General features: G+C 68.8%; 16 protein-coding genes. 12 read left to right on the top strand and 4 right to left on the bottom strand.

The features are described from left to right. Positions 1–2 precede the first annotated feature (2 nt). The 3 genes from ACIBTM_RS19765 to ACIBTM_RS19755 form a co-directional block, all read right to left on the bottom strand. Entirely contained in the window at positions 3–1,115 is a 1,113-nt protein-coding gene (locus tag ACIBTM_RS19765; protein WP_395878513.1) for a helix-turn-helix domain-containing protein, read from the bottom strand. A 233-nt stretch (positions 1,116–1,348) separates the two neighbouring features. Next, complete coding sequence (gene ilvD / locus ACIBTM_RS19760) at positions 1,349–3,028, bottom strand: dihydroxy-acid dehydratase (protein WP_395878512.1); 1,680 nt, start codon at positions 3,026–3,028, stop codon at positions 1,349–1,351. Between the two features lie 63 nt (positions 3,029–3,091). Next, positions 3,092–4,372: a hemolysin family protein gene (locus tag ACIBTM_RS19755; RefSeq protein ID WP_395878511.1), complete on the bottom strand. Its 1,281-nt coding sequence runs from the start codon at positions 4,370–4,372 to the stop codon at positions 3,092–3,094. A 130-nt stretch (positions 4,373–4,502) separates the two neighbouring features. Here ACIBTM_RS19755 and ACIBTM_RS19750 point away from each other — a divergent pair, with 130 nt between their 5' ends. Beyond that, on the top strand, positions 4,503–5,837 hold the full coding sequence (locus tag ACIBTM_RS19750) for a cytochrome P450 (RefSeq protein ID WP_395878510.1): 1,335 nt from the start codon (positions 4,503–4,505) through the stop codon (positions 5,835–5,837). A 60-nt stretch (positions 5,838–5,897) separates the two neighbouring features. Here ACIBTM_RS19750 and ACIBTM_RS19745 read toward each other — a convergent pair whose 3' ends face one another. Then, the gene (locus tag ACIBTM_RS19745) at positions 5,898–6,071 is read right to left on the bottom strand and encodes a lactococcin 972 family bacteriocin (protein ID WP_395878901.1); all 174 of its coding nucleotides are present in this window, start codon (positions 6,069–6,071) and stop codon (positions 5,898–5,900) included. 131 nt (positions 6,072–6,202) lie between these two features. On the opposite strand from ACIBTM_RS19745, the gene ACIBTM_RS19740 reads away from it, so the two are divergent. The 11 genes from ACIBTM_RS19740 to ACIBTM_RS19690 all read left to right on the top strand — a co-directional run bounded on the left by ACIBTM_RS19740 (position 6,203) and on the right by ACIBTM_RS19690 (position 15,360). After that, a complete protein-coding gene (locus tag ACIBTM_RS19740; RefSeq protein WP_395878509.1) occupies positions 6,203–6,604 on the top strand; it encodes a hypothetical protein in 402 nt (133 codons plus the stop codon). Positions 6,605–7,147: 543 nt separating this feature from the next. Next, the gene (locus ACIBTM_RS19735) at positions 7,148–7,654 is read left to right on the top strand and encodes an O-acetyl-ADP-ribose deacetylase (protein WP_395878508.1); all 507 of its coding nucleotides are present in this window, start codon (positions 7,148–7,150) and stop codon (positions 7,652–7,654) included. 64 nt (positions 7,655–7,718) lie between these two features. Then, on the top strand, positions 7,719–7,988 hold the full coding sequence (locus tag ACIBTM_RS19730) for a hypothetical protein (RefSeq protein WP_395878507.1): 270 nt from the start codon (positions 7,719–7,721) through the stop codon (positions 7,986–7,988). Between the two features lie 10 nt (positions 7,989–7,998). Continuing rightward, entirely contained in the window at positions 7,999–8,481 is a 483-nt protein-coding gene (locus tag ACIBTM_RS19725) for a hypothetical protein (RefSeq protein ID WP_395878506.1), read from the top strand. Positions 8,482–8,562: 81 nt separating this feature from the next. Next, positions 8,563–9,543, top strand: coding sequence for a helix-turn-helix domain-containing protein (locus tag ACIBTM_RS19720; protein ID WP_395878505.1), 981 nt, complete (start codon positions 8,563–8,565; stop codon positions 9,541–9,543). A gap of 40 nt (positions 9,544–9,583) precedes the next feature. Continuing rightward, the gene (locus ACIBTM_RS19715) at positions 9,584–10,351 is read left to right on the top strand and encodes a MoaF C-terminal domain-containing protein (protein ID WP_395878504.1); all 768 of its coding nucleotides are present in this window, start codon (positions 9,584–9,586) and stop codon (positions 10,349–10,351) included. A gap of 186 nt (positions 10,352–10,537) precedes the next feature. Next, positions 10,538–10,930: a nuclear transport factor 2 family protein gene (locus tag ACIBTM_RS19710; RefSeq protein WP_395878503.1), complete on the top strand. Its 393-nt coding sequence runs from the start codon at positions 10,538–10,540 to the stop codon at positions 10,928–10,930. Next, complete coding sequence (locus tag ACIBTM_RS19705) at positions 10,927–12,105, top strand: ABC transporter substrate-binding protein (RefSeq protein ID WP_395878502.1); 1,179 nt, start codon at positions 10,927–10,929, stop codon at positions 12,103–12,105. The genes ACIBTM_RS19710 and ACIBTM_RS19705 overlap by 4 nt, the downstream gene beginning before the upstream one ends. A gap of 12 nt (positions 12,106–12,117) precedes the next feature. Continuing rightward, positions 12,118–12,978 (top strand): branched-chain amino acid ABC transporter permease, encoded by an 861-nt coding sequence (locus ACIBTM_RS19700; protein WP_395878501.1) that lies wholly within the window; start codon positions 12,118–12,120, stop codon positions 12,976–12,978. Then, positions 12,965–14,668, top strand: coding sequence for an ATP-binding cassette domain-containing protein (locus ACIBTM_RS19695; RefSeq protein ID WP_395878500.1), 1,704 nt, complete (start codon positions 12,965–12,967; stop codon positions 14,666–14,668). Before ACIBTM_RS19700 ends, ACIBTM_RS19695 begins: the two co-directional genes overlap by 14 nt. Continuing rightward, entirely contained in the window at positions 14,665–15,360 is a 696-nt protein-coding gene (locus ACIBTM_RS19690; RefSeq protein WP_395878499.1) for an ABC transporter ATP-binding protein, read from the top strand. Before ACIBTM_RS19695 ends, ACIBTM_RS19690 begins: the two co-directional genes overlap by 4 nt. The last annotated feature ends 34 nt before the right edge of the window (positions 15,361–15,394 follow it).

Below are 15,394 nucleotides of genomic sequence, written 5' to 3'. Positions count from 1 at the left end.
GCTCACGCCACCTTCATCGGGGCGGAGGGCCGGGCCGGTTCGACCGTGCGCAGCTCCGCGCGCAGGGCGATCCGCAGGTCCAGGCGGGACTGCGGATCGTCGAGCCGGGCACCGAACAGGACCCGCAGCCGTCGCATGCGGTTCCGGACCGTCTGCGGGTGGACGCCGAGGTTGTTCGCGATCTCGGGCGCCCCGCCGCGGGCGGAGAGCATGGCGTCGAGGGTTTCGGCGAGTTTGGTGCGCTCGTTGGCGGGCAGGTCGGCGATCGGCGCCAGGCTGCGGGTCACCAGCGCGGTGGTGAGCACCTCGTCGGCGAACAGCCAGTGCGTGGTCAGGTGATCCGACCAGCGCACGAGCGGGCCGTCCTCGATCACCTCACGGCGGACCAGCTCCAGTGTCCGGCGCGCCCAGCGCAGGGACACCGCGGCGTCGGCGGGGGCCACCGCGGGCCCGACCGCCGCCCGCGTCCCCGCCAGGACACCGCCGATCTCGATGTCGTCGGGCACGAGCAGATGCGGGTATTCGCCGCCGAGGTCGGCCAGCACCTCCGGACCGAACGAGGCGCGGACGGCGCCGGGCTCGGCAGCGATGGCCACCACCCGCGCGGGCGGCACCCAGCCCGCGTCGGCCGCGAGTCCCGCCCATTTCGCGGGCGATCGGCCGCTCAAGATCTCTTTCAGCAGGTCTCGGCGCAGCTCGGCGATCGAGGGCGTGTGCGCGGCGCGGTAGGCCGCGGTGGACAGCCGGATCAGGACGTCCGAGCAGCGGAGCAGCGCCTCCACCCCGGTGTCCATCAGGGCGGACCCGGCCCCGGGCTGCCGCGACAACGACGCCAGCGCGGGAAGGGCACACCGGCCCGCCGAGTGGTAGGCCCTGGAGAGCCGGTCCAGTTCCTTGCCCGCCGCGTACTCGGCGACGCCTGCCTGGCGGAAGGCGTCCGCACCCGCCGCGATGCCCAGGTTCATCCCGTCGCGCTCCAGTACCGAGGCGACGAACTCGGTGGCCCGTGCGTCGAACAGCGGCGCGTGCTCGGGCAGCGAATGCCGGATCCCGTCGACGACCACCCGGGCGATCACGAGGGCGGCGGAGCGGGCAGGGGCGTGAGACGCGGTCATCGTCGACCTCCGGAGCAGCGGGAATCGTCGGGCCGCCGAGTCTGCTACCGCGGAGTAGCCGGGCGCATCGGGTGAATTACGTACTCGGGCTGTCAGGCCCGCCCATCACCCGTTCGTGGAGGTCGGGTGCAGCTTGATCGCGGGCCAAGTACATGAAGGCCCCCATCCTTGCGCCTATGTACAGGAAGGGGGCCTTCACGTACTTCAGAGCCCGTGAGTGAGCTGTCGGGTGGCTACTCGCAAACGGCTCCGTGCGCGGCGCTCCGCACGACCTTGGCGTACTTGCCGAGCACCCCGCGCGTGTACGCCGGCGCCTTGGGGGTCCAGCCCTCCTTGCGCGCCTCGATGTCGTCGATCTCGACTTCGAGCGTCCGGTTCGCGACGTCGAGCGTGATCGGATCCCCATCGCGCACGAAGGCGATCGGCCCGGCGTCGACGGCTTCCGGGGCGATGTGCCCGACACAGAGTCCTGTGGTGCCACCGCTGAACCGGCCGTCGGTGATGAGCAGGACGTCCTTGCCGAGTCCGGCGCCCTTGATCGCGCCGGTGATGGCGAGCATCTCCCGCATCCCCGGCCCGCCCTTGGGACCTTCGTAGCGGATGACGACGACGTCCCCGGCGACGATCCGGCCGTCGGCGAGCGCGTCGAGAGCGGCCCGCTCGCCGTCGAAGACCCGCGCGGTACCGGTGAACGTCGATTCGTCGAAGCCCGCCGACTTCACGACCGCGCCTTCGGGCGCCAGCGAGCCCTTGAGGATGGTCAGCCCGCCGGTCTTGTGGATCGGGCGGTCGAGCGGGCGGATGATCTCGCCGTCGACCCCGGCGGGCGCGATGCCTTCGAGGTTCTCGGCCATCGTCTTCCCGGTCACGGTGAGCACGTCGCCGTGCATGAGCCCGGCGTCGAGCAGCGCCTTCATCACCACGGGGATGCCGCCGACCTTGTCGACGTCGTTCATCACGTACTTCCCGAACGGTTTGAGGTCGCCGAGGTGCGGGACCTTGTCGCCGATCCGGTTGAAGTCGTCGATGCGCAGATCGACCTCCGCCTCGCGCGCGATCGCGAGCAGGTGGAGGACGGCGTTGGTCGAGCCGCCCAGCGCCATCACGACGGCGATCGCGTTCTCGAAGGCCTCCATGGTCATGATCTGCCGCGCGGTGACGCCCTGGCGGAGCATGCCGACGACGGCCTCCCCCGAACGATGCGCGAAACCGTCACGACGCCGGTCGACCGCGGGCGGGGCGGCCGATCCGGGCAGCGACATGCCGAGTGCTTCGGCGACCGACGCCATCGTGTTGGCGGTGTACATGCCGCCGCAGGCACCTTCGCCGGGGCAGATCGCGCGCTCGATCTTGTCCACTTCGGCACGGCTGATCTTGCCTGCCAGGCAGGCGCCGACGGCTTCGAAGGCGTCGATGATCGTGACGTCCTGGCCGTCGACCTGACCGGGCATGATCGAGCCGGCGTAAAGGAAGACGGAGGCGAGGTCGAGCCTGGCCGCGGCCATGAGCATGCCCGGCAACGACTTGTCGCAGCCTGCCAGCAGCACGGAGCCGTCCAGCCGCTCGGCCATCATCACCGTCTCGACCGAATCGGCGATCACCTCGCGGGACACCAGCGAGAAGTGCATTCCCTCGTGTCCCATGGAAATGCCGTCGGACACCGAGATCGTGCCGAACTCCAGCGGGTAGCCACCGGCCGCGTGCACGCCGTTCTTGACCGCTTTGGCCAGCCGGTCCAGCGACAGGTTGCACGGGGTGATCTCGTTCCACGAGGACGCCACCCCGATCTGCGGTTTGGCGAAGTCGTCGTCGCCCATCCCGACCGCGCGGAGCATCCCGCGGGCCGCCGCGCGCTCCAGGCCGTCGGTCACGTCGCGCGAACGAGGTTTCAAATCCGGCTGGTCTTGCGGCATCGGGGCACCTTTCTTCGTGGCGGGACACCGGGCACGCTGCCAACCCCGCGCGTCCGGCGCAACTCATCGCTCCGCACCCGGCCCCCGGTGCAGCGCCACCCGCGTGATCGCGTGATGCTCCACGCCGAGCACCTCGGCGGTCCAGCCGGAGACCACCACGCGGTCGCCCGGTTTCTCCGGGATCCGCCCGAGGATCACGAGGATCAGCCCCGCGATCGTCGCGTATTCCCCCGGCGGCGCGTCGCGCAGCTCGACCCCGACGTCGACGAGGTCGTGCACCGGGAAGGTGCCCGGGAGGACCAGGGAACCGTCCTGGCCGTCGCGCACGGCGAGCACGTCACGGTCGGTCTCGTCGTAGATCTCGCCGACGATCTCCTCCAGCAGGTCCTCCAGCGTGACCATGCCCGCGACGGCGCCGTGCTCGTCGACCACCAGCGCCATCTGCTCCCGTTCGGCCTTGAAACTCCGGAGCGCGTCCGACACCCGCAGCGAATCGGGGAACACCACCGCCGGCCGGACGACTTCGGCGAGGTCTTCGTGGTCGTCGAGCAGGTCGCGCAGCCGCACGACACCGACGACGTCGTCCAGATGGCCGCCGCGGGCGACCGGCGCCCTCGAATGGCCGGATTCGGCCAGTTGCCTGCGCGCCGAAAGCAGATCCTGTTCGGCGGCCAGGGTCAGCACCGCCCGGCGGGGAACGAGCACTTCCCGCAGCCGTCGTTCGTGGATCTCCAAGGCGCCGTTGATGATCATGCGCTGCTCGGCGTTCAGGCCGCGCTGCGCCGAGACCAGCTCCCGGAGCTCCTCGGGCGACATCTGGTCCGGATCGGCCTCCGACCGGCCGCCCAGCGCCCGCACGACGAAGTTCGTCGACACGCTCAACGCCCACACCACGGGCCTCGAGATCGCTGACAAAAGGTTCAGCGGACGCGCCACGAGCAACGCCCACCGCAGCGCGTTCTGCATGGCCAGCCGCTTCGGAGCCAGTTCGCCGAGCACCAGGGTCAGGAACGTGAGGACCACCGTCACCAGCGCGACGGCCACCGCGCCGGCCCCGTCGCCGAGGAAGCCCAGCAGCGGCACCAGGGGTTGCGCGAGGGACACCGCCGCCGTGGCCGAGGCGAGGAACCCGGCGAGCGTGATCCCGATCTGGATCGTCGCCAGGAAACGATTCGGGTCGCGCGCCAGCCGCACCAGGGTGCGGCCTGCCGCGCGGCCGTCGCGTTCCAACGCTCGCAGCTGCCCTTCGCGCAACGAGATCAGCGCCATCTCGCTGCCCGCGAACACCGCGTTGAGCACCACCAGCACCGCGACCAGCGCGATGTCGAACCCGTAGCCGCCCACAAGCACTCCCCGGCCCACTGGAAGTGCAGAACATTACCGAGCGGAGAGCGGGACCGCAGATATCGCAGCCGCTCGCTACTGACACGTCGTTCCGCTACCTTCGAAGGAACCCCGCACGGACGGAGTCCTGATGTTCGCACTCAAGACCGCCCCCGCCCGGACCTTCCGGCACAAGGCGGAGGCGATCGCCAAACCGGTCACCCGCTGGAGCATCGGCCACGCCATCCCCCGGGTCGCCCTCCGGGCCGCGGCGCGCCGGGGCGACCTCCAGGGCAGGCTGTCCGTCGAGGCGAGCGGCGGAGCGGACCTGACCGGCCTGTTCGACGAGATCCGCTCGCACGGCGCCATCGCGACCACCCGGGTCGGGCACGTCACCACCCGGCATTCGGCGTGCAAAGAGGTCCTGACCAGCGATGCGTTCAAGACCGTGCGGTTCGTCCCGGACAACCCGCTGCTCAACCGGCTCATCGCCTGGTCGTCGTCCGGCCTGATCCATCCGATCGAGCCGCCGTCGCTGCTCGCCAGCGAACCGCCCGACCACACGCGCTACCGCAAACTGGTCACCCGCGTCTTCACCGCCCGCGCGGTGGAGCAGCTGCGGGAGCGCACACAGGCGATCACCGACGAACTGCTCGACGGCCTCGACCCGACGAGCCCGGTCGATCTCATCGAGCAGTACTGCGGGCTCCTGCCGGTCACGGTGATCAGCCAGATCCTCGGCGTCCCACCGGAAGAACGCGACAAGGTGCTCGCGCTGGGCGGCGCCGCGGCCCCGAGTCTCGACCTCGGCCTGCCGTGGCGGACCTTCCGGACGGTGGAGGCGACGCTGGCCGAATTCGATTCGTGGCTCACCCTGCATTTGGAGAAGCTGCGGGCGAATCCCGGCGACAACCTGCTCAGCAAGCTGATCGCCGCGCGCGAGGACGGCGTCGGCCTGACCGAACGGGAACTCAAGGCCACCGCCGGCTTGGTGCTGGCGGCCGGCTTCGAAACGACCGTCAACCTCCTCGGCAACGGCATCGCCCTGCTCACCCGGCACCCGGACGAACTCGCGAAGCTACGGGCGGATCCGGGCCTGTGGAGCAATGCCGTCGACGAGGTCCTCCGCTACGACCCGCCGGTCCTGCTCACCGGCAGGCTGGCCGCGCGGGACACCGAGATCGGCGGGACCCGTATCGAGCGCGGCGCGATCGTCACCACCGTGCTCGCGGGCGCCAACCGGGACCCGGAGATCTTCGACGACCCCGCCGGCTTCGACGTCGAGCGGGCGAACGCGCGGGATCACGTGTCGTTCGGCGCGGGGCGGCACTACTGTCTCGGCGCTTCACTGGCGCGAATGGAAGGCGAGATCGGGCTGCGGTCGATCTTCGAGCGCTTCCCCGGTCTGCGGCTGCTCGACGGGGCGCGAAGGCGGGAGACCCGGATCCTGCGCGGCTTCGAAACGCTCCCCGCCGCGCTCATCTGACCCCACGTTCGCGGGGCGCCGAACCCGGCACAGCCGGATTCGACGCCCCGCGTCGGTCAATCATGCGTTGGAGTTGTAATACGCGTTGCAGGTGTCGTTCCTGGAACCGATCACTTCGGCCTTGGCCCACTGCCCGCGATTCGCGACCTTCTTGTCTTGCCTGGAGCCGAGAATGGCGGTCGCGCTGTGGCGCCTGCTCGGGTGCAGATAGTGTGAGCAACACTTCTCACTGATTCAGGTGATCACCATCGCATGAATTCCACAGGTCACCCGGCTGCCGGGGAAATGGCCGGGTTGCTCCGTCTGTGAATCCCTGGATACTTCGGCGGTGTCCGGATTGTGCCACTTGTGACAAAGGAGCCCGCATGTCTGTCACCCGTATCGCCGCCACCGCACTGGCCGCGGCGGCCATGGCCGCACTCGGAACTGCCCCCGCCTCGGCCGTAGAGGCCTTCGGCAAAGTGATCGCCTTCGAGCACGAGTTCACACCGTTGACCACCTGGGAGAACCCCAAGGGCTGCAAGCAGTTGCCCTCGGGCACACAGGTCATCTTCAACCTGACGAACGTTCCCATCGCTATCTACTCCGACCCACTGTGCCTCCTCCCGGCCGAGCCGCTGAGCGTCCTGCACCCAAACCACGGCACCCACGTCAGCGCGGTGGGCAGCTTCAAAGGGTGGCGCTCAAATGATCAGCTCCCCGCCTCGTGCATCGCCTGCGTGTTGTCCAGGAACGACGACGTTCGGGTTCAGTCCGCGCGCACGTAGGTACCCTCGTCGGTTGCCTGGCCACTGTCATCGTGGGGTGCAGGTGCGGAGATCTTGCCGGTTCGGCCCGGTGCTTTGCCGAGGACAAGAAGACCCACCAAGGGCGTCAATTAATCAGTGTGCACCACCCGACACGTGTCCGATGTGGATCGTTATCGCAGGCGTTCCTGCGCCGGTTCGATATCGCGCACACCTTCCGGGTGCACGATCTGCGCTAGGACATGTCCGGGGGCGCCCATATACGTCGATGCGCCAAGCCGGATATTTGTCGAAACAAGTCAGGCCAGCATCTTTCCGTTGTCACTTTGCCCTGCGACAAAAGTTCCGATCAAGAAAAATGGCGGGTCGACATCAAGTCGATCCATCCGACTGACGACGAACGTCAGATCGTGACAAGTAGCGAAGTGGCCGCGATCCAAGAAGCGAATACCTCTCGATATGACCATCCGGGAGAATCCTGAAGTCAGGCCGGTTCGCGACAGGCGAACACTGACCTGCTCACGTTAACGCATGTGCACACCGTACTGATGGCACTATCCAGCTATGGCCGTCATTGAGGTAGTGCGTGGCGATATCACCAAAGAAAACGTGGACGCCGTGGTGACCGCTGCCAACGAGTCGTTGCTTGGCGGCGGTGGAGTCGATGGGGCCGTCCATCGGGCGGCAGGACCTCGGCTCGCCGAAGCGGGTGCTGCCATCGGACCCTGCCCACCCGGCGACGCGATGGCAACCCCGGCATTCGATCTCGACCCGCCTGTTCACCACGTCATCCACACCGTAGGACCAGTCTGGGAAGGCGGCGACCGGGACGAGGCGGAGACTCTGGCCTCGTGCTACCGCCGATGCGTCCAGGTCGCGGATGAGCTGAGCGTGCGCAGCATGGCCTTCCCAGCCATCGCCACCGGCGTCTATGGATATCCCGTCGACCAGGCGGCGAACATCGCGGTCGCAACGCTCAGCTCCACGCCGACTCGCGTCAAGCAGATTCGACTTGTCGCGTTTGACCAAGACACTTACGAACACCTCACTGCCGCATTGCAAGGAGAATAGGCCGCCACCCCTTGGGGCTTCCACGTCGTGCAGCCAAGCCTTCCCCGCCGGCCGCGAGGACCCGTTGACCGGCTGCGCATTGTTCGGCGCAGCGGGGATCCGGGGCGCGCACGTGTACACGTTCATCGCGCCGAACCTGCCGCATCATCCGGCCCGGCCGGAGTTCGATCTCGACATGGCGTCGTACGGCCTGGTGAAAACCTTGCGCGAACGACACGAGGACGAGAAATCGCCGTACCGGTTCGAACGCAAGCCGTCCTTCGACGCGCTCGCCCGGCACAACCGGGGACAAGCGGGCATTTTTGCCGAACCGGTGTGGGAAACCGGCCAGTAACCTCACGCTGGTGAAGACGGACCGCGAAGGCAAGGAAGCCCCGGAGCTGCCCGCCTTCACCGTCATCGGCTGCCTCTTGGGCTTCTTCATGACCGTGCTGGTCCTGATCGGTCCGGCCCTGCTCTGGATCAGCACCCGCTTCGCTCCCGGCGACGACGACCGCCTGGTCGTCGTCGCCATGGGCGCCGTGTTCACCCTCGGCGGTACCGGCGTCGTCGGCTCGCATCTCTGGCAGAACGCCAAAGCCAGGGAGGCCCATCGCGGACTCGACCGGAAAGGTGTCCGCGCGAACGCCGAAGTCGTTTCCAGCAAGCGGATCTGGGTCGGCGAGGTGAGCACGCCCACGGACGACGTCGACCTCGTGGTCACCGGCCCGGGCGTGGCACCGTTCAGCGCGCGAGTGCTCACCGAGGACGTCGGCCGCTACGAAACGGGCACGGTGGTACCCGTCGACGTGGACCCTGGAACCCTCCTGTTCCGCCTCGCCGACTGACCTCGCCGCGATCATTGCCCGGCAGCATCGTATCGCTTATCGTATATGAAATTCGCCACCCGATGCTGCGAGGTGACCCCCGTGACCACCGCCACCGCCGACCCGACCACCACCACGGTCGCGCGAGATTTCACCGACTTCCGCACGGTGGTGTCACAATCCTTCGTGCCGCTGCACGTGACGAGCGAGCACCGGGACCACTTCCGCGGCCGCATCCGCTCGTGCGGAGCCGACGACGTGCAGCTGACCGAGGTGACCGCGTCGGCGCACGTGGTCGAGCGGACCCCCGAACTCATCGCCAGGGCGGACAGGCACTACTACAAGCTGAGCCTGATCCTGTCCGGCACCGGCCTGCTCGTGCAGGACAACCGCGAGGCGATGCTGCGTCCCGGCGACGTGGCGTTGTACGACACGCACCGGCCGTACACCCTGGCGTTCGAAGAGGATTTCCGCACGCTCGTGGTGATGTTCCCGCAGCGGCTCATCGATCTCCCCCGCGACCTGGTCGGCCAGCTGACCGCGGTGCCGATGTCGGGCAAGCGGGGCATGGGCAACGTGGTGGTGCCCTTCCTCGCGCAGCTCGGCAGCAACCTCGACCAGCTCGGCGGGCCGGCGGGTGTCCGGCTCGCGCATACCGCGGTCGATCTGCTCGCCACCCTGTTCGCCAGCGAGCTCGACCTCGCCCGCGCGACGGCCGGGCCGCATCACGAATTGATGCGCCGTGTCCTCGCCTATATCGACGCGAACCTCTCCGCCACCGACCTGGGACCGGCACAGATCGCCGCCGAGCACTACATCTCCACCCGGCATCTGCACGGCCTCTTCCACGAGCAGGGCACGACCGTCTCGGGCTGGATCCGCACCCGGCGACTCGAACACTGCCGCCGCGAATTGCTCGACCCCGTGCACACTTCGCGGCCCGTGGCGGCCATCGCGGCGAAGTGGGGTTTCGTCGACGCGCCGCATTTCAGCCGGGTGTTCAAGACGGAATTCGGCTGCTCGCCGAGCGAACTGCGGCGCGGCTTGACCGTGAGCGATCGGTTGTTGCCGCCCAGCGCGTGACAGCTGGCCCTGCCAGGGCGGTCGCCTCGACGATGACCGCATGCCCGAAGCACCCGAGGAACAGTGGCGTACCTATGACGAGTTCGCCGCCGGAATAGCCACCTACCGCCTGCCGAACGCGGACCTGTCGGGACGCGAGTTCACCGTCACCCTCGACGACGGAACGACGCTCGCGCTGTGGTTCGAAAACGCTGAAACCGTCACCTGCAACGGCATCAAGGATCCGTACGACGCGGTCGCCGTCCGGGAAGACGTCTTCTTCGTCAATCTCCCACACACCAGCGTCGAAGGGGAAGCGCTCACCGTCGTCTTCTCCACGACGACGCATCGCGCGCTCGCCGTGCGCTCGGTCATCGGCGCCGAGGATGTCGAAGGCGTTCCCCGTGTCTCCCAGACGTTCTGGTCCGGCACGACCGACGCGGGCACGCCGACCGGCGAGGTTCCCGGGCCGTCGCGCGACCTGATCGGCAAGCGCAACATCTACCGCTACAGCCCGGAACACCTCTACGAGCACGTGTACGTGTCTTCGCAACGCTATGCCTGGCAATGCCTCGAAGGCGTCCAGCGCGGCCACGGGGACATGGACCTGTCGACGGTGTGGAAGTTCCAGGACGGGCTCTACCTGTTCTGTTTCCGCGAATTCCGCATCGCCGTGGCCAGTGTGTGGCTGCACGACCTCGGCTACGCGCTGAAGACCACCGGCGTCTTCCTCGGCCTGACCGGCGACGGCCGGTCGGAGCACTCCCGCGCGGGCGGGCACATCTATCCACTCGGTGCCGTCGCCTACCCCGACGCCCAACCGGTCTAAGGAACTTGTCGGCGGAGCTGAGACTTTGTCCGGAAAGTGACCATACGCGTGAACCCGCCCCGCCGAAGGTCCCGCTATCGCGGTGGCAGGGCGCCTTCACCACCCCCGCGACCTGAAAGAACCAAGCCGCGCCCTGCCGACGTCGATCGCGGACGCGGGTTCACCAACAGACATCAAGGAGCCTCAGTGTCCAATCCAGACATCATCGCCGCGCACTACGCCGCGAGTGACCGGGGCGACCTGGCGGGCATGCTGGCCCCGCTCGGTCCCGAGACCACCTGGACGGAGGCGGCCGGTTTCCCTTACGCCGGCACCTACACCGGTCCGGAAGAGGTCCGGGACAACGTCTTCGGCGCCATCGCGAAGGACTGGGAGGGCTACACGTTCACCCTCGGCGACCTTCTCGACGCCGGTGACACGGTGATCGGCCTCGGGACCTATCAGGCCAAGCACCGCGAGACCGGTCGCTCGTTCACCGCCCGCGTCGCGCACGTGTGGCGGTTCGACGACGGCAAGGTCACCTCGTTCGAGCAGATCGTCGACTCGGTGCCCGTGGTCGACGCCATGGAGAACCGGTGAAACCCGCGCGGCGCCTCGTCGCCCTCGCCTCGGCCGTCCTGCTCGCGACGGCGGGCTGCGCCGGATCCGGCAGCGGTTCGAGCGGGCCGATCGTGGTCGGTTCGGTCAACGCGCTGAGCGGCGCGGCGACCTTCCCCGAGGCCTCGCAGGCGGCCAAGGCGGTCTTCGACGCGGCCAACGCCAGCGGCGGCGTGAACGGCAGGCAGATCCAGTACAAGGCGCTCGACGACAAGGGCGACCCGGCGGCAGCGGCCGCCGCGGCCCGTGAGGTCGTCGGGCGGGACGAGGCGGTGGCGCTCGTCGGCTCGTCCAGCCTCATCGAGTGCGAGATCAACAACAAGTACTACGAGCAGCAGAAGATCCTGTCCATGCAAGGCATCGGCGTGGACCCGGCCTGCTTCTCCAGCCCGAACATCGCCCCGGTCAACGTCGGCCCGTACCACGACATGACGCTGACCCTGCTCTACGGCTCGGAAACGCTGAAGCTGAACGACATCTGCGCGCTGCTGGAGATCGCGGGCAACACGCTGCCGTCGTACCAGGCGGCGATCGACGAGTGGTCGGCCATCAGCGGCAAGAAGCTCAAGTACCTCGACGCGACCGTGCCCTACGGCGGCTCCGACTACACCTCCTACATCGTCAAGGCGCGCAACGCGGGCTGCAAGGCGATCACGGTGAACCCGGTCGAGCCGGATTCCATCGGGCAGCTGAAGGCCGCCGCGGCGCAGGGCTGGAACGACGTCACGTGGCTGCTGCTCACGAGCGTGTACAGCGAGAACTACGCCAAGGCCATCACCAACGCCGGCGCCGGGGTGTACGTACCCGCCGAGTTCTACCCGTTCACCGACGCGACCAGCCCGCAGAACAAGGACTGGCGCGAGCTGATGACCAAGAACAACATCCCGCTGACCTCGTTCAGCCAGGGCGGTTACCTGGCGGCGAAGTACTTCCTCGACGTCGTTCGCGGCATCCAGGGTGACATCACCCGTGAATCGGTGACCAAGGCACTGCGCGAGATGAAGCCGATCACCGATCCGATGGTCGGCACGCCGTACGTCTTCGGCCCCGGCCGGACGCACCACGACAACACCGCGGGCTGGCCGATCAAGCTCGCCTCCGGCACCAACAAATGGGAACTCGTCGCCGACGACTGGCTGCGGATTCCCAAGAAGTAACGGGAGGATTCGATGCTGCAGGGAGCGCTGGCAGGCCTGGCTGCCGGCGGACTGTACGCGGTGTTGGCGGTATGCCTGACGCTGATGTCGCGCCTCGTGCGAGTGGTGAACTTCGCGCAGTCTGCCACCGGGATGTTCGGTTGCTACGTGGCGGTGTTCCTGTCCGTCGATCTGGGCCTGCCGATATGGCTCGCCACCGTCGCGGGGATCGTGCTCGGCGGCCTGCTCAGCGCGCTGCTCGGCTGGATCGTGTCCACCTGGCTCGCCGAGGCGGACACCGGCACCCGCTCGGCGGTCACCGTGGCGGTGCTGCTCCTGCTGATCTCGTTGTCGTTCATCCTGTTCGGCAACAAACCGCAGCCGTTCCACCCGATCCTGGACGGTCCGGCGGTGACCGTCGGCGGCGTGGTGATCAGCCAGGTCACCGTGGTCACCGTCGCGCTGGCGATCCTGGTGGCGGTGGCCAGCCGGATCGTGCTGAGCCGGACCCCGGCGGGCGTCCAGCTCAGGGCGCTGTCGGAACGCCCGACGACGGCGGAGCTGCTGGGCATTCCGGCGAAGCGGCTCAGCGTCGCGGTCTGGGCGGTCACCGGGGTGGTCAGCACGCTGGTCATCTCGATCGTGGCGCCGTCGCAGTCCAACGACGCGACGTCGCTGGCGATGCTGGTGGTCCCCGCGGCCGCGGCGGCCCTGCTCGGCGGATTCCGCCGGCTCGACCTCGCGGTCGCGGGCGGGCTGGGGCTCGGCCTGATCCAGGGCGCGGCCGCGCAGGTCGATGGCCTTTCGGTGATGCGGTACTTCCTGCCGTTCGCAGTGATCGTCGCGCTGCTGCTGTGGTCGCAGCGCAAGGAGGTGTGGGATGCGGCTCGCTGAACGCGGGATCCCGTTCGTCGTCGCCATCGTGGCGATCGCGGTCGGGTACGGCCTGAGTGTCGGTCTCGACGGGTACTTCGTCTACCTCGGCATGAGCGCCGTCGTCGCCGGGATCTCACTGCTCGGGCTGGGCGTGGTCACCGGCAGCGCGGGCATGATCTCCCTGTGCCAGCTGACCTTCGGCGCCGTCGGCGCCTGGACGGTGTCGGCGCTGAACGAGGCGCAGGCGCCCGGCGGGTTCCTCACCTGGCTGGTGCTGGGCGGTCTCGCCGCCGGGGTGGTCGGGGTGCTCGTCGGGCTCCCGGCGCTGCGGCTGCGCGGGATCAACCTCGCCGTCGTCACGCTGGGGCTCGCCGCGGCGGCCGACCTCGCGCTCGTCCAGCTGCAGTTCCCCGGTGTCTCCGCCGGGATCTCGGTCGAACGGCCGGACGCCTTCTCCGACGACCGGTCGTATTTCCGGCTCGCCGTCGTGGTGCTGGTGCTGTGCTGCCTCGCCGTGTACTTCCTGCGCCGCGGGCGCTGGGGCAGCGCCTGGCAGGCGGTGGCGTTCTCCGAACGCGGCACGGCGGCCGCCGGCACGAGTGTGCGGACGTCGAAGCTGACCGCGTTCGCCGTGAGCGCCACCCTCGGCGGGATCAGCGGCGGTCTGCTCACCGGACAGGTCGGGATCGCCTTCCCGGCCAGTTTCACCGCGATCCAGTCGCTGGCGCTGTACGTGCTGGCGATCATGTCGGGCGCGCATCTGATCGACATGGCCGTGTTCGGCGCGGTCCTGTGGGTCGGGGTGCCGGAACTGCTGAAGCGCTGGGGAATCCCGCAGGACTGGGGTTTCGTGGTGTTCGGCGTGCTCGGGGTCCAGGCGCTGGCCGGTGGCGGGAACCTGGGCACCACGGTGCGGCAGATCTGGTACCGCCGGTCCAAGAAGGAACCGGCGAAACTCGATCTCGCCGCCGGAGCCGGCGATGCCGGACCGGTCTCCGCCGGTCCGCCACTGCTCACCGTACGGGGCCTGAGCGTGAATTTCGGGCATGTGGCCGCACTGTCCTCAGTGGACATATCGGTGCCGGAGCACGGGGTCCTCGGTGTCATCGGGCCGAACGGCGCGGGCAAGTCGACGCTGGTCGACGCGATCAGCGGATTCCTGCCGAACGCCGAGGGCGCCGTCGAACTCGGTGGCCGCCCGCTGACCGGATCGCCGTCGAACCGGGCCCGCACCGGGCTGCGCCGGACGTTCCAGCAGGACCGCGTCCCGCCGGGACTGACGGTCGGGGCGTACCTGAAGTTCCTCGCCAGGCGACGGCTCACCGCCGACGAGATCGGCGACGCGCTGGACTTCTTCGGCTGCCCTGCGGCCCCCACCCCACTGTCGCAAGTGGACGTCGGTGCGCGCAGGCTGATCGAGGTCGTCGGGCATCTGCTGGCGCGGCCGCGTGTCCTGCTGCTCGACGAGCCCGCCGCCGGGCTGCCGCACGAGGAGCACGTCGCGTTCGGGGAACGGCTGCGGCAGGTTCCCGCGCGGTTCGGGGTTTCGGTCCTGCTCATCGAGCACGATCTGGACCTGGTGCGCTCGGTCTGCGACACGATCACCGTCCTCGACTTCGGCCGCGTACTGGCCTCCGGTCCGCAGGCCGAAGTGCTCGCCGATCCCGCCGTGCTCAAGGCGTACATGGGTGAAACGGAGATGCTGTGAACGCTTTGCGAATAGCGGGGCTGACGGTCACCCGCGGTGCCGGGCCGGTGATCCGCGACGTCGACCTGACCCTGGAGCCGGGACGGATCACGGCGCTCGTCGGCCCCAACGGCGCCGGGAAGACCAGCCTGCTGGAGGCCGTCTCCGGCGTGGTGCCCGCCTCGGCCGGGACCGTCCACATGGGAGCCGACGAGATCACGAAGCAGTCGCGGGTCGCCCGCGCGCGGCGAGGTCTGGCGCATATCGAACAGGGTCGCGCGGTGTTCGGCGGCCTGACGGTGCTGGAGAACCTGATGCTGACCGCGCGCACCCGCGCGCGGGCCGACGAGCTGTTCGAGGCGTTCCCCGAACTGGAGAAACGCCGCGACTCGCCGGCCGCGCTGCTCAGCGGCGGCGAGCAGCAGATGGTGGTGCTGGCCCGCGCCTTCGCCGCGCGGCCGTCGTTCCTGCTGATCGACGAGATGTCGCTGGGCCTCGCGCCCGTGGTGTTCACCCGACTGCTGCCGATGGTGACCCGGTTCGCCGAAGAGGGCGCGGCGATCCTGCTGGTCGAGCAGTTCACGCATCTGGCCCTCGGCGTGGCGAGTGACGCGCTGGTGGTCTCTTCGGGGCGGGTCACCTACGCGGGTTCCGCTCAGGACCTGCTGGACTCGCCCGGGACCCTGCACGCGGCCTACCTCGGGGAATCCTGACCGTTCGTAAGTCCGTGAAGGCCTCCTTCCCTAC

This window comes from Amycolatopsis sp. NPDC049868, assembly GCF_044461365.1.
Taxonomy (GTDB): domain Bacteria; phylum Actinomycetota; class Actinomycetes; order Mycobacteriales; family Pseudonocardiaceae; genus Amycolatopsis.
Note: the sequence above shows the minus strand (reverse complement) of the source record. Positions and strands in the feature narration are given on the sequence as shown.

Excerpts from the sequence above, each read along its gene's own strand:
- ACIBTM_RS19765 (WP_395878513.1), bottom strand. The coding sequence starts at position 1,115 with ATGACCGCGTCTCACGCCCCTGCCCGCTCCGCCGCCCTCGTGATCGCC.
- ilvD (WP_395878512.1), bottom strand. The coding sequence starts at position 3,028 with ATGCCGCAAGACCAGCCGGATTTGAAACCTCGTTCGCGCGACGTGACC.
- ACIBTM_RS19750 (WP_395878510.1), top strand. The coding sequence starts at position 4,503 with ATGTTCGCACTCAAGACCGCCCCCGCCCGGACCTTCCGGCACAAGGCG.
- ACIBTM_RS19740 (WP_395878509.1), top strand. The coding sequence starts at position 6,203 with ATGTCTGTCACCCGTATCGCCGCCACCGCACTGGCCGCGGCGGCCATG.
- ACIBTM_RS19735 (WP_395878508.1), top strand. The coding sequence starts at position 7,148 with ATGGCCGTCATTGAGGTAGTGCGTGGCGATATCACCAAAGAAAACGTG.
- ACIBTM_RS19715 (WP_395878504.1), top strand. The coding sequence starts at position 9,584 with ATGCCCGAAGCACCCGAGGAACAGTGGCGTACCTATGACGAGTTCGCC.
- ACIBTM_RS19700 (WP_395878501.1), top strand. The coding sequence starts at position 12,118 with ATGCTGCAGGGAGCGCTGGCAGGCCTGGCTGCCGGCGGACTGTACGCG.
- ACIBTM_RS19695 (WP_395878500.1), top strand. The coding sequence starts at position 12,965 with ATGCGGCTCGCTGAACGCGGGATCCCGTTCGTCGTCGCCATCGTGGCG.